Source organism: Streptomyces sp. MBT53 (genome assembly GCF_016654115.1).
GTDB lineage: Bacteria > Actinomycetota > Actinomycetes > Streptomycetales > Streptomycetaceae > Streptomyces.
In genome coordinates this window covers 41,604-55,000 of the sequence record NZ_JAEQAZ010000041.1, presented here as the reverse complement: position 1 = coordinate 55,000, position 13,397 = coordinate 41,604, and the positions used below count along the sequence as shown (strand labels likewise).

Genomic DNA, 13,397 nt, shown 5'->3' with positions numbered 1-13,397 from the left:
GTTTCGGGGTCGGCTTCTCGCAGGCCGGGGGCGTCGGCCAGGAGCCGCTGCCGGCGACCGCCACCGCCTCCGTGCCGTCCGGCCCCGTCGAGGCGTACGCGCACGCGTCGGCCGCTGCCAGGCCCGCCGGTGCGCCCGCCAGCAGCCAGGTCAGCGTCACCAGGGTCAACACCCTTGCGGCGAGGGCGGTTCGGGTCGGTTCGGGTCCATGCACGACGCAGATCATGAAGCCTCGCGGGCCCGGGCGCGCCGGGGCGCGGAAGGAATGCCCCGAAGGAGTGGAAGGCGCTGTACGGCGGTTTGACGAACCGGGTCCCGGAGGTGGCCGGATGCGTACGTACATGCGAAGTGGCTGCCGTGACACAGGAGTCGGAAAGATTTTTCTGCGGCCGTTGAACACTTCCGTGGTCCCCACCCGTACCTAGGACCGTGCGGCGGCACAGACGGGCGCTGCAACATCCAGGTGATTATGGGGAGTTGACGATGAAGACCTCCTGGCGGAGCGCCTCACTCGCGGCGACGGCCGTGTCCGTCATGGCGTTGACGGCGGCGTGCGGTTCGGAAAATGTGACCACACCTTCCTCTGCGGCACAGAACGTCGGTGCCACGGCGGCGGCCGGAGGTTATGGCAGCGTTTACCGGCGCCGCTACGTCGAGCCCCAGCGCCGCGGGCAACGGCTACGGAGCCGACGGCCAGCAGGCCGCGGCGGCCGAGCCCGCGGGCCAGCTGACCGTTGCCAACAACCCCGACCTCGGCAAGGTGTTGAGCGACGGAGCGGGTCTCACCCTCTACCGCTTCGACGCCGACACGGCCAATCCCCCCAAGTCGAACTGCGACGGCGACTGCGCCACCGCGTGGCCGCCGGTTCCCGCCGACGACGCCACCGCCGGTGCCGGTATCGACAAGTCCCTCATCGGCGAGGTGACCCGCACGGACGGCACCAAGCAGCTGACCATCGGCGGCTGGCCCGCCTACCGCTACGCCAAGGACGTCAACGCCGGTGACGTCAACGGCCAGGGCGTGGGCGGCAAGTGGTACGCGCTCGCCCCCGACGGCAAGAAGGCGACCCTCGCCTCGCTGCCCGGCCTCTCCGTCCGCAAGGACGCCAAGCTCGGTGACATCGTCGTCGACAAGAACGGCCACACGGTCTACCGCTTCCTCAAGGACAAGGCATGGCCCAAGTCCGTCTCGAACTGCGTCGGTGCCTGCGCGGAGAAGTGGCCGGCCGTCGGGATCGTCTCGGCGAACGACACCAAGGGCGTCGAGAAGAAGGGCCTCATGGGCTTCACCCGGTCCGACGGCGCCAAGCAGATGACCGTCGACTGCTGGCCGATCTACACCTTCTCCGGTGACACGGCCGCCGGACAGACCAACGGTCAGGGCGTGGGCGGCACTTGGTACGCCGTCTCCCCTGAAGGGAAAGCGGTCGGCGCGCCCGCGGCGTAGCGAGAACCTCCCCAGGGTTGATCGCCCCCGCCCACTCGGCAACGGATACGCGGAAGGGAGGGACGCGGGCAAGCGACAAGAGTGCCGAACACAGCAGCGCGTACGACGACAGGTCCGCCCCCTCCGCACCGCACGGAGGGGGCGGGCCGCTTTGGCATTTCCCTTACGCCAATTCCGGCATTCTGCGCGCCTCTCCGCGTGTCCCCGCACGTCAATTCGGCACGTGCCGCAGGCAGTGACCGGGAACGGACGGTCAATTTCCGTTTCCGCTCGCTCCTTTGGCGGGCGATCAGTAGCCTCAGCTCGAACACCGGATCGCCTACGCCTTGGAGAGATACATGGAGCGTCCCGCCTGGGCACCACGAAGCATCGACATCTCGGTGCCGAGCGTTTCGCGTATCTACGACTACTACCTGGGCGGTTCGCACAACTTCGAGGTCGACCGGGAAGCGGCCCGCAAGGCCATGGAGTTCCTCCCGGGACTTCCCAAGATCATGCAGGCGAACCGGGCGTTCATGCGTCGCGCCGTCCGCTTCGCGGCGGCCGAGGGCATCACCCAGTTCCTCGACATCGGCTCCGGAATTCCCACCTTCGGAAACGTCCACGAGGTGGCCCAGGAGGCCAGCCCCGGCGCCCATGTGATGTACGTCGACCACGACCCGGTGGCGGTCGCGCACAGCCAGGCCGTGCTGGCCGGCAACGAGACCGCGGGCGTCGTCGCGGCCGACCTCCGCAAGCCCCAGGAGATCCTGGCGAGCGCCGAGGTTCAGCGCCTGATCGACGTGAATCGGCCAGTGGCCTTGCTTCTCGTTGCCATACTGCACTTCGTGGAAGACGTGGACGACCCGTACGGAGCGGTGGCACAGCTGCGCGACGCACTCGCGCCCGGCAGCCTGCTGATCCTCACCCATGCCTCGTACGAGGGAATCCCGTTGCCACCGGAGCGGGCGGAGGGCGCGGTCGACGTGTACAAGGACATTCGCAATCCGCTGATCATGCGCTCGCGCGACGAGATCGCGCGGTTCTTCGAGGGGTACGACATGGTGGAACCCGGACTGGTGCCGATGCCGGACTGGCGGCCCGACACCGCACCGGAGGACGAGGATCCGTATTCCTTCTCCGGATTCGCCGGCGTAGGACGCACGGCGTGATCGCGGAGCCGGACGGGCCGGAGGACAGACTGCGCAGGTTCGCGACCATCTGGAGCCGGGCGGTGTTCCCGGCGACCTCGACCTCGCTGACCCGCCCGGAGTTCGAGGAGCTGCTCCTGCCGCTGGCGCGGCGGTTGAGCGACGCGTTGCGCGCCCGGACCTTCGAGGCCGAGGAGGGCAAACAGGTCGGCGCCGCCCTCGTCGCCGCGCACTGCACCGACCCCGACGCCCTCAGCCGCACCCTGGAGTGCGTCGACGCCTACCTGGTGCTCTACTGCGGCGGCGACGGCTCCCAGGAGGATCTGCGGATCCGCTCGGCCCGCCTCCAGCACGCCATGGCCGCCGGCTTCGCCCAGGAGCTGCGCGAGCGCACCCTCGCCGAGCAGGAGGCCATCTCGGTGGCCGCCCTCCAGGCCCAGGGTGTCGTCGCCCAGGCCCTGCACGCGACCGAGGCCCGCTTCCGCGCGGTCTTCGAGGGCGCGGCCATAGGAATCGGCATGGCCGACCTCGAAGGCAACATCCTCCAGGTCAACGGCGCGCTGCTGCGCATGTTCGGGATCTCCGACCAGACCATGGGCGGCCGCAACGTCCGCGAGTGGACCCACCCGGACGACGCGCCCCAGACCTGGACCCTCTACGACGAACTCGTCCGCGGCGAACGCGAGCACTACCACGTCGAGAAGGCGTTCTACCGACCTGACGGAACGGTCCTGTGGACCAACCTCACCGTCTCCCTGCTGCGCGACGCCGACGGCAACCCGCAGTACCAGCTGGCCCTCATGGAGGACACCACCGAGCGGCGGCTGCTCAACCTGCGGCTGCGCTACGAGGCGACCCACGACGCCCTCACGGGCCTCCCCAACCGCACCCTGTTCTTCGAACGCCTGGAGAAGGCGCTCGGCGCGGGCGAGAACCAGCGGTTCGGGCTGTGCTACCTCGACCTCGACGGCTTCAAGACCATCAACGACAGCCTCGGCCACGCGGCCGGCGACCGGCTGCTCGTCGAGGTCGCCGACCGGCTCCAGTCCTGCGCGACCGCGCCCGGCGAGATGGTCGCCCGGCTCGGCGGCGACGAGTTCGTGGCGCTGACCACGGGCCCCGACACCGAGCGCGAGGTCGACGAGCTCGCGGGCCGCATCATGAACGCGCTGATCACCCCCGTCAGCATCGACGGCCGTGACCTCACCGTGCGCGGCTCCATCGGCATCGTCGAGGGACCGGCCGGCGAGCGCGGTCCGGCGGAGGTGCTGCGCAGCGCCGACATCACGATGTACCGGGCCAAGTCGGCGGGCGGCAACCGCTTCGAACTCGCCGACCCCGAGGCCGACGCCCGCGCCATCACGCGCCACGGTCTGACGACGGCACTCCCGGCCGCCCTGGACCGCAACGAGTTCTTCATCGAGTACCAGCCGCTGGTCCACCTCGGCGACGGCAGCGTGCGCGGCGCCGAGGCCCTGGTCCGCTGGCTGCACCCGCAGCACGGCGTCCTGGGCCCCGACCGGTTCATCCCGCTCGCCGAACACACCGGTCTCATCGTGCCGTTGGGCCGCTGGGTCCTCGACCAGTCCGTCCGGCAGGCCAAGCAGTGGCAGGAACGACACGGCGGCAACGACGCCACCGGCCCGCTGCGCATCAACGTCAACCTCTCGCCCTGCCAGCTCAGCCACCCCGGCCTGGTGCAGGACACCGTAGACATCCTGGAGCGCGCCGGCGTCAGCCCCGACGCGCTCTGCCTGGAGGTCACCGAGTCCGCGCTCATCGGCGCCGACGACGACCTCCTCAAGCCGCTACGGCGCCTCGCCGAGATGGGCGTCGACATCGCCCTCGACGACTTCGGCACCGGCTACTCGAACCTCGCCAACCTCCGCCGCCTGCCGGTGAGCATCCTCAAGTTGGATCGTTCCTTCACCCAGGGCATGCAGCAGTTCCCGGCCGACCCCGTCGACCTCAAGATCGTCGAGGGCATCGTCTCCCTCGCCCACAGCCTGAACCTCGCGGTGACGGTCGAGGGCGTCGAAACGGGAGCGCAGGCCGAGCAGTTGCGGATACTCGGCTGCGACACGGCCCAGGGCTGGTACTACGCCCGCCCCGGCCCGCCGGAGCGGCTGCACGATCTGGCGTTGGTCGACGCGACGGGCTGAGCGACCGCTGCCTCAGGGCAGCGGGATCGACCGCAGGCTGCGATGGGTGCCCGCCTGCACGACGACATGGTCAGGGTCGCCGCCCGGCACGGCGAGCCTGGGGTATTCCCCGCCCCTCGCCTGTGAGTACCGCGGGGACAGGTGCGGCGCGGCGTCGCCGGTCCCCTTCGGACCGGCGCGCAGGTCGATCGAGATCACCCGGTCCCGGACGGCGTCGTCGTTGCCCTGGGTGAAGGTGAGGAACCGGTCACCCGCCAACTCGGCCTCCTCCGTGGTGTTGTCGTAACTCCACAGCCTCTTGGGGTGGACGAGGTCGTACGCGTTCCAGGAGCCGGCGCCCGGGTCCTCCGCGCTGTCCTCGTACAGCACGAGCACACCGTCGGACGAGATCACACCGCGCTCGGGCTTGTCCCCCGTGTCCTCGGCCGTCTTCAACGGCCGGAGCGTGTCCGGGTCCAGGCGCCGGAGCGGCGGAAAGGTGTCCTCCGCGGAGTACGGGCTGCCGGTGCACACGAGGTAGTGGCCGCCGGTGATGAGGTAGTCGCACTCGACGCCCTGGGGACTGGTCGCCACGGTGTCGCCGGTACGCGTGTCGCGCGCGGTGACCTCGGTGCCGTCGCTGGTGTAGACGCGGCCCCCGAAGACGGCCATGTCCCCGTACGGATCCGCCGCGACGCCGCGGTGCCACAGCGGCTTCCCGTCGGACACCCGGAAGGCGGCGAGGGTGATGACCTTCGTGCCCTCCGTCGGGGACTCGAGCACGTAGACGGTCCCGCCCGCCACCCTGATGACCACCGGGAAGGCCGAGCCGTAGGTCAGCTGACGCGTCCACGCGGCCTTGCCCGTGCGCAGATCGGCCGCGCGCAGTGTCGCGCCGGAGCTGGTCACGGCCCGTTCGGCGGACGAGTCGACGACAAGGTCGGCGTCCTTGCCGCCCTCGGCCGGAGGGACGGTCCACTTGACCTTGCCGGTGGCCTGCGACCGCCCGACGAAGCCACCGGAACCGGTGCGGCACACGACCAGATGAGCCGCCGCCTCGCAGCGACCCCCCTCCTTGGAGTAGGACGCGGTCCACGCCCGCCACCCCGAGTCGGCGTGGGAGGCGCCGGTACAGCCCGCGAGTATCAACCCGAGCACGGCCACCCCGACCGGCCATGTTCTCCGCATTCCTGGTTCCCCCCTCGTACGCGAAGGGTTCATCGTACGGACGGTCAGCGCTCCAGCAGCATCCGCTGCAGTTCTCTGGCGGCCCGCGGCGGAGCCACATCGCTGCGATGCGCGAGCGCGATCGTGCGGTGCAGCCCGGGCCGCGCCAGCGGGGTCACCCGCAGCCCCCGCCCGGACTTCGTCGCCACCATGCGCGGGACTACGGCGACGCCGAGCCCCGCCCGTACGAAGCCGAGGACCGCGTCCATCTCGCCGCCCTCCACCGCGAAGTCGGGCTCGAAGCCCTCGGCGCGGCACGCGGCGACGGTCAGTTCGCGCAGGTCGTAGCCGTGCCGGAACATCACCAGACGCTCGCCCTCCAGATCGGCGATCCGGACCGTACGCCCACGCCCCGGCACCGGCGCCTCCGGTGACGACACCACCACCAGGTCCTCGCGCAGCAGCTCCACCGTGGTCAGCGCCGGAGACGGGGTGGGCAGCGGCAGCACCACCAGGGCCAAGTCCAGGGCGCCGCGCGCGAGTTCGCGTACGAGATCGTGCGAACCGCCCTCCTCGATCAGCAGCCGGATGCCCGGATAGCGGTCGTGGAAGGCGCGCAGCACGTCCGGCAGCAGGCCCGTGCACAGGCTCGGGGTCGCGCCCAGCCGGACCCGGCCGCTGCGCAGCTGGACCAGTTCGAGAACCTCGTGCCGGGCCGTGTCCGCGTCCGCCAGGATGCGGCGCGCGAGCGGCAGCAGCGCCTCGCCCGCGTCGGTGAGCGTGATGTTGCCCCGCGCCCGCAGGAACAGATCGGCCCCCAACTCCCGCTCCAGCGCCTTGATCTGCTGGGACAACGAGGGCTGGGCGACATGGACGAGATCGGCGGCCCGGGTGAAGTGCCGGGTCTCGGCGACGGCCACGAAGTACTGGAGCTGCTGGAACTGCATGCAGCCATGATAGTCGTAGCCTATGGAATCCAGGCGGATCATGTCTTGGACCGATCGACCTCCCGCCGCCTAACGTCCGTAGACATGGCTCTGGCAACGCGGACGGACCGACGGCCGTCGATGGCGCGCACGGTGTGGGACAGCTCCGTCGGCAAGAAGACAGTGATGGCGGTCAGCGGCCTGATCATGCTGCTGTACCTGGTCGTCCACATGATCGGGAACCTGAAGATCTTCTTCGGCGCGGGGGAGTTCAACCACTACGCCCACTGGCTGCGCACCGTCGGCGAGCCCTTCATGCACTACGAGTGGACGCTCTGGCTGATCCGGATCGTCCTCGTCGTCGCCGTGGTCGCGCACGCCGTCTCCGCGTACCAGCTCAGCCGCCGCGACATCAAAGCGCGCCCCAGCAAGTACGTGCACAAGAAACCCCGGGCGACCTACGCCACCCGCACCATGCGCTGGGGCGGGATCATCCTCGCCCTGTTCATCGTCTGGCACATCCTCGACCTGACGACCGGCACCGTGCACTCCGGCGGCTTCCAGGAGGGCCACCCGTACCAGAACGTCGTGGACACCTTCTCCACCTGGTACGGCGACACCATCTACATCGTCGCGATGCTCGCCCTCGGCCTGCACGTCCGGCACGGCTTCTGGAGCGCGGCCCAGACCCTCGGCGCGGGCAGCCGCAGCCGCGACCGCGCCCTGAAGACGACAGCCAATGTCCTCGCACTGCTGCTCGCCGCCGGCTTCATCGCCGTGCCCGTGGGCGTCATGACCGGAGTGGTGAGCTGAAATGGCCCCTGAAGCTGAAATCGCCCTTGAATACGCGGACTTCACGACCGGCGAACCCGTCACCGACACCAAGTCGCCCACCGGCCCCATCAACGAGCGCTGGGACACCCGCCGTTTCGAGGCCAAACTCGTCAACCCCGCCAACCGGCGCAAACACACGGTGATCGTCGTCGGCACCGGCCTCGCGGGCGGCTCCGCGGGCGCCACACTCGCCGAACAGGGCTACCACGTAGTCCAGTTCTGCTATCAGGACTCCCCGCGCCGCGCCCACTCCATCGCCGCCCAGGGCGGCATCAACGCGGCGAAGAACTACCGCAACGACGGCGACTCCGTCCACCGCCTCTTCTACGACACCGTCAAGGGCGGCGACTTCAGGGCCCGCGAGTCCAACGTCCACCGCCTCGCGCAGATCTCGGTGGAGATCATCGACCAGTGCGTGGCGCAGGGCGTGCCGTTCGCGCGGGAGTACGGCGGCCTGCTCGACACCCGCTCCTTCGGCGGCGTCCAGGTGTCCCGCACCTTCTACGCCCGCGGCCAGACCGGGCAGCAACTCCTCCTCGGCGCCTACCAGGCGCTGTCCCGGCAGATCGCCGCCGGGAACATCGAGATGCACCCGCGCACCGAGATGCTCGACCTGATCGTCATCGACGGGAAGGCACGCGGGATCGTGGCCCGCGATCTCATCAGCGGCCGTATCGACACCTACTTCGCGGACGCCGTCGTCCTCGCCAGCGGCGGCTACGGCAACGTCTTCTACCTGTCGACGAACGCCATGAACTCCAACGCCACCGCCGTCTGGCGGGCCCACCGGCGCGGCGCGCTCTTCGCCAACCCGTGCTTCACGCAAATCCATCCGACCTGCATCCCGCGCACCGGCGAGCACCAGTCCAAGCTGACCCTGATGAGCGAGTCGCTGCGCAACGACGGCCGGATCTGGGTGCCGAAGGCGAAGGGTGACGAGCGCCCGCCGAACCAGATCCCCGAGGACGAGCGCGACTACTACCTGGAGCGCATCTACCCGTCCTTCGGCAACCTGGTGCCCCGCGACATCGCCTCCCGCGCCGCGAAGAACGTCTGCGACGAGGGCAGGGGAGTAGGCCCTGGAGGCCAGGGCGTGTACCTCGACTTCGCCGACGCCATCGCGCGGATGGGCCGCAAGGCCGTCGAGGAGAAGTACGGCAACCTCTTCGACATGTACGCCCGGATCACCGCCGAGGACCCGTACACGGTCCCCATGCGGATCTACCCCGCCGTGCACTACACGATGGGCGGCCTCTGGGTCGACTACGACCTCCAGACCACCATCCCGGGCCTGTTCGCGATCGGCGAGGCCAACTTCTCCGACCACGGCGCCAACCGGCTCGGCGCCTCCGCGCTGATGCAGGGCCTCGCCGACGGCTACTTCGTCCTCCCGGCGACCATCAACGACTACCTCGCGCGGCACCCCGGGCACGAGGAGATCGGTATCCAACACCCCGCCGTGCAGGAGGTGTTGGCCGAGACCGAGGACCGCATCAACCTGCTGCTGGCAGTGGACGGCGACCGTACCCCGGACTCCTTCCACCGTGAACTCGGCGAACTCATGTGGGAGTTCTGCGGAATGGCCCGCACCGACAGCGGACTGCGCAAGGCGCTGGAGCGGATCCCGCAGATCCGCGAGGAGTTCTGGCGGCGGATCAAGGTCCCGGGCACCGGCGAGGAGTTCAACCAGTCGCTGGAGAAGGCGAACCGCGTCGTCGACTACCTCGAACTCGCCGAGCTGATGTGCCTCGACGCGCTCAACCGCGCCGAGTCCTGCGGCGGCCACTTCCGCGAGGAGTCGCAGACCCCGGACGGCGAAGCGGCGCGCAGGGACGAGGAGTTCGGCTACGCCGCCGCCTGGGAGTTCACCGGTACGGGCTCATCTCCCGTGCTGCACAAGGAAGACCTGGTCTTCGAGTACGTCCACCCCACTCAGCGGAGCTACGCATGAAGCTCACCCTGCGCGTCTGGCGGCAACGCAACGCCGACGCCCAAGGCGCCATGTCCACCTACCAAGTGGACGGAATCTCCAGCGACATGTCGTTCCTGGAGATGCTCGACACCCTCAACGAGGAACTCATCCTCAAGGGCGAGGACCCGGTCGCGTTCGACCACGACTGCCGCGAGGGCATCTGCGGCGCGTGCAGCCTTGTCATCAACGGCGACGCGCACGGCCCGGAACGCACCACCACCTGCCAGCTCCACATGCGGTCCTTCGAGGACGGCGACACGATCGACATCGAGCCGTGGCGCGCCTCGGCGTTCCCGGTCGTCAAGGATCTCGTGGTGGACCGCTCGGCCTTCGACCGGATCATCCAGGCCGGCGGTTACATCACCGCGCCGACGGGCGCGGCCCCCGAGGCCCACGCCACACCGGTGCCGAAGCCGGACGCCGACTTCGCCTTCGAGCACGCCGAGTGCATCGGCTGCGGGGCGTGCGTGGCCGCGTGCCCGAACGGCGCGGCGATGCTGTTCACCTCCGCCAAGATCAACCACCTCAACGTCCTCCCGCAGGGCGCCCCCGAGCGCGAGACCCGCGTCCTCGACATGGTCGCGCAGATGGACGATGAAGGCTTCGGCGGCTGCACCCTGGCCGGCGAGTGCGCCACCGCCTGCCCGAAGGGCATCCCGCTGGTCTCCATCACCAGCATGAACAAGGAGTGGCTGCGCGCCACGCGCAAGGTCGCCAAGCGCTGAACAGCCGTATCTACACCCGCACGAACTCCCTTACGGGACAAGAACGTTCGCCGACAAGATGCGGACGGGCGGGACCGGGAGTGGTGCTCATCCCCGGTCCCGCCAGGCATCGTGGCGCTCGGTAGGCTGCGCGCATGATCTTCACAGGCAGGGGAAAGGAGCGGTTTCTCGACGCCGTGACGGCGTTCGAGACCGCTGTGCGCGAGCGGGACGGTGAGCGGGCCCAGCGCCTGCTCCAGGACATGTACGGCCGGTTCGACAAGGCGGCGGAGCACGAGCTCATAGCCGCCGGGCCCCGTCTCGCGGCGCTGCTGCCGGACATGCCCGAAGGGCCGCGCGCCCTGACGGCGGTGGCGGTCGGCGCCTGTGTCGAGCGGGGCGCCGACGCGACACTGTGCGGTCCGCACGTCTTCGCCGGGCTCGCCGCGGCCCTCGGCTCCGCCGGGGAGTTCTGCGAGCGCTGGGCGGCGACCGGAGGAGGAGACCTGCCCGATCCGGACTCGGGCGACCCGGAACCCGCCGTACTCGAACGGGCCGGACGGGACGCCGCTCTGGGCTGGTGGCTGCTGCCCCGCTGGGAGATGGCCACAGTGGCGATGCTGAACCGCCCCGAGGTACGCACGTCACTCGAACCCGCCCTGCGCACAGGCCTGTTGGACGCCCTGCGCGTCGTACAGGAGGCGTCCGGCCACGACTTCAAATGCCTGCACTACGCCCTCCTCGTCCTCGACGACGAACCCCTCCTCGCCCTCCACCGCCCCACCGGCACCGGCTACCTGCTCCGGATGACCGGCATCGGAGACACCTTCCAGCTGCACACCCTCCTCGCCGACGTCCTCATCGGCGGCGGACACGTGCCCGGAGAGGCGCCCTCCGCGCAGGAGGCGGCCGTGTGCCGGGACGCCCCGGGGCAGGTGCCGACCACCGGAGCCTTCAACCTCGTGACCCCGGGCGGCGAATGGGTGTGGAACGAGGGAACTCCCACCGACATCCCGGTCGTTGAAGGCGTACGGGTGGTGGTCCTCGACCCGCCGCCGTACAAGCGAGGGTGGCCCGCGGGCCGGTTCTTCCCCGGGATGACCGGTGACCTGGTGCTGGAGCGGGTGCTCGGCGCCGAAGAGGCCCGCGAGTGGCTGGGGCGGTGCGCCCCGCCGAAGTGAGCGGCACACCCTGAGGGACCGGGTGTGGGGACGCCGTTCAACAACCCCACATCCCTGCTCCGGGCACAGGTCACGCGCAGGACGCCCGGCATCGGAAGAACTGTTGCGACCGGACATACGGAACCGGCCAGCCAGTTCCTCCGCCGAACCCGGCCCGTGATCAGGGAGAGCCATGACCGGCGTTTCCACCCTCGACCGTCCCTCGCAGCCCGCCGCGCCGACCCGCTACACCGTCACTCTCGCCCGTGACGAGGACGACGTACGTGCCGCGCAGCGGCTGCGGCACGACGTCTTCGCCGGTGAGATGGGCGCCCACCTGTCCAGCCCGCAGCCCGGCCTGGACGTGGACGCCTTCGACGCCTACTGCGACCACCTCCTCGTCCGCGACACGGTCACCGGGCAGGTGGTCGGCACCTACCGGCTGCTGCCGCCGGAGCGCGCCGCGGTCGCCGGACGGCTCTACTCGGAGAGCGAGTTCGACCTCGCCCCCCTCGACTCGATCCGCCCGGGCCTCGTCGAGGTCGGCCGCTCCTGCGTCCACCCCGACCACCGCGACGGCACGGTCATCGGCCTCATCTGGGCCGGCATAGCCCGCTACATGGTCGACCGCGGCCACGAATGGCTGGCCGGCTGCTGCTCCATCCCGCTCGCCGACGGCGGCGCCCTCGCCGCCGGCACCTGGGACCGGGTCAGCGCCAAGCACCTCGCCCCCGAGGAGTTCCGGGTACGCCCCCTGCTCCCCTGGAGCCCGGACGGCGTCACCCGCCCCACCGACCGCGTCGAACTCCCGCCGCTGCTGCGCGGATACGTCCGCCTCGGCGCCTGGGTCTGCGGCGAGCCCGCCCACGACCCGGACTTCGGGGTCGCCGACCTGTACGTGCTGCTGTCGATGCGCCGGGTCAACCCGCGCTATCTGCGGCACTTCCTCTCGCTCGTCCCGGCCTGATGAGCGTCTGGCTGCCCAGCGCGCCCTGCACCCCCAGGACGTGCATCGGGTCGACGGGGTCCGTCACGGCCGTACCGCGCGCCGTGCTGCGATTCGTGGCCGTACTGGTCGTGGTGGCCGCAGGGGCCGCGCTCACCCCCATCGGCGGGCGCATCCCTGCTCGCGCGGTGCGCTGGTGGTGCCGGACGATCGTCCGGGCCGCCGGCATCCGGCTCCGCATCACCGGCAGCACGACGCCCACCGGCGGACTGCTGCTGGTCGCCAACCACATCTCGTGGCTGGACATCCCGCTGATGGCCGCCGTACGCCCGGCCCGCATGCTGGCCAAGGCCGAGATCCGGCACTGGCCCGTCGCCGGGACGCTCACCGCGGGCAGCGGCGCCCTCTTCATCGACCGTGACCGGCTGCGGGCCCTGCCCGAGACCGTCGCCGCCATCGCGGGCGCCCTGCGGGCCGGCGGAGCGGTCGCCGTCTTCCCCGAGGGCAGCACCTGGTGCGGACTGGCCCAGGGCCACTTCCGGCGGGCCGTCTTCCAGGCCGCGCTCGACGCCGGAGTACCCGTACAACCGGTCGGCCTGCACTACCTCACCGACGGCGGCACGGCCAGCACGGCCCCCGCCTTCGTCGGCAGCGACTCACTGCTCACCTCGGTGTGGCGGGTGGTGTCGGCGCGCGGACTGGTCGCCGAGGTCGAGGTGGGGGAGACCATCGCGCCCGGCAGCCACCCCGACCGCCGCTCCCTCGCCCACGCGGCCCAGACCGGGGTGTCGGGCCGGGCCCACCACCCGGACCACTGCACCTCGGTGGCGCGGACCCCGGTGAAAATTCGCAGGACGATGCGGAGGCGTCCTGCTAGCGTCGCGGCCATGAGGATCATCAGGCACACCGGCACCGCGACCGCGCGAGCGACCAGCTCGCCGGCCGCCGACGCCTGACCTCACCACCTCTC

General features: G+C 70.5%; 10 protein-coding genes and 2 pseudogenes. 9 read left to right on the top strand and 3 right to left on the bottom strand.

The window, feature by feature from the left end; all coding sequences use genetic code 11:
* Positions 1 to 214 (bottom strand): annotated as a pseudogene (locus JHN45_RS17455) (hypothetical protein); the annotation flags it as partial.
* A 320-nt stretch (positions 215 to 534) separates the two neighbouring features.
* Here JHN45_RS17455 and JHN45_RS17450 point away from each other — a divergent pair.
* The 3 genes and pseudogenes from JHN45_RS17450 (at position 535) to JHN45_RS17440 (ending at position 4,739) form a co-directional block, all read left to right on the top strand.
* A pseudogene (locus tag JHN45_RS17450) lies at positions 535 to 1,447 on the top strand (SCO0930 family lipoprotein).
* Positions 1,448 to 1,785: 338 nt separating this feature from the next.
* The gene (locus tag JHN45_RS17445) at positions 1,786 to 2,598 is read left to right on the top strand and encodes an SAM-dependent methyltransferase (RefSeq protein WP_201049658.1); all 813 of its coding nucleotides are present in this window, start codon (positions 1,786 to 1,788) and stop codon (positions 2,596 to 2,598) included.
* Positions 2,595 to 4,739, top strand: a complete 2,145-nt coding sequence (locus tag JHN45_RS17440) for a bifunctional diguanylate cyclase/phosphodiesterase (RefSeq protein WP_200709152.1) — start codon at positions 2,595 to 2,597, stop codon at positions 4,737 to 4,739. The genes JHN45_RS17445 and JHN45_RS17440 overlap by 4 nt, the downstream gene beginning before the upstream one ends.
* Positions 4,740 to 4,751: 12 nt before the next feature.
* On the opposite strand, the gene JHN45_RS17435 is transcribed toward JHN45_RS17440, so the two are convergent.
* A complete protein-coding gene (locus JHN45_RS17435; protein WP_201049657.1) occupies positions 4,752 to 5,906 on the bottom strand; it encodes a PQQ-binding-like beta-propeller repeat protein in 1,155 nt (384 codons plus the stop codon).
* Positions 5,907 to 5,950: 44 nt separating this feature from the next.
* Complete coding sequence (locus tag JHN45_RS17430; RefSeq protein WP_200709151.1) at positions 5,951 to 6,832, bottom strand: LysR family transcriptional regulator; 882 nt, start codon at positions 6,830 to 6,832, stop codon at positions 5,951 to 5,953.
* Positions 6,833 to 6,952: 120 nt separating this feature from the next.
* On the opposite strand from JHN45_RS17430, the gene JHN45_RS17425 reads away from it, so the two are divergent.
* The 6 genes from JHN45_RS17425 (at position 6,953) to JHN45_RS17400 (ending at position 13,383) form a co-directional block, all read left to right on the top strand.
* The gene (locus tag JHN45_RS17425; RefSeq protein WP_201049663.1) at positions 6,953 to 7,624 is read left to right on the top strand and encodes a succinate dehydrogenase; all 672 of its coding nucleotides are present in this window, start codon (positions 6,953 to 6,955) and stop codon (positions 7,622 to 7,624) included.
* A 1-nt stretch (position 7,625) separates the two neighbouring features.
* The gene (locus tag JHN45_RS17420; RefSeq protein ID WP_201049656.1) at positions 7,626 to 9,596 is read left to right on the top strand and encodes a fumarate reductase/succinate dehydrogenase flavoprotein subunit; all 1,971 of its coding nucleotides are present in this window, start codon (positions 7,626 to 7,628) and stop codon (positions 9,594 to 9,596) included.
* Entirely contained in the window at positions 9,593 to 10,342 is a 750-nt protein-coding gene (locus JHN45_RS17415) for a succinate dehydrogenase/fumarate reductase iron-sulfur subunit (RefSeq protein WP_201049655.1), read from the top strand. The genes JHN45_RS17420 and JHN45_RS17415 overlap by 4 nt, the downstream gene beginning before the upstream one ends.
* Positions 10,343 to 10,476: 134 nt before the next feature.
* The gene (locus JHN45_RS17410; RefSeq protein WP_201049654.1) at positions 10,477 to 11,502 is read left to right on the top strand and encodes a hypothetical protein; all 1,026 of its coding nucleotides are present in this window, start codon (positions 10,477 to 10,479) and stop codon (positions 11,500 to 11,502) included.
* A 172-nt stretch (positions 11,503 to 11,674) separates the two neighbouring features.
* Complete coding sequence (locus JHN45_RS17405) at positions 11,675 to 12,448, top strand: GNAT family N-acetyltransferase (RefSeq protein WP_200709147.1); 774 nt, start codon at positions 11,675 to 11,677, stop codon at positions 12,446 to 12,448.
* On the top strand, positions 12,448 to 13,383 hold the full coding sequence (locus JHN45_RS17400) for a 1-acyl-sn-glycerol-3-phosphate acyltransferase (protein ID WP_201049653.1): 936 nt from the start codon (positions 12,448 to 12,450) through the stop codon (positions 13,381 to 13,383). Before JHN45_RS17405 ends, JHN45_RS17400 begins: the two co-directional genes overlap by 1 nt.
* Positions 13,384 to 13,397 lie beyond the last annotated feature (14 nt).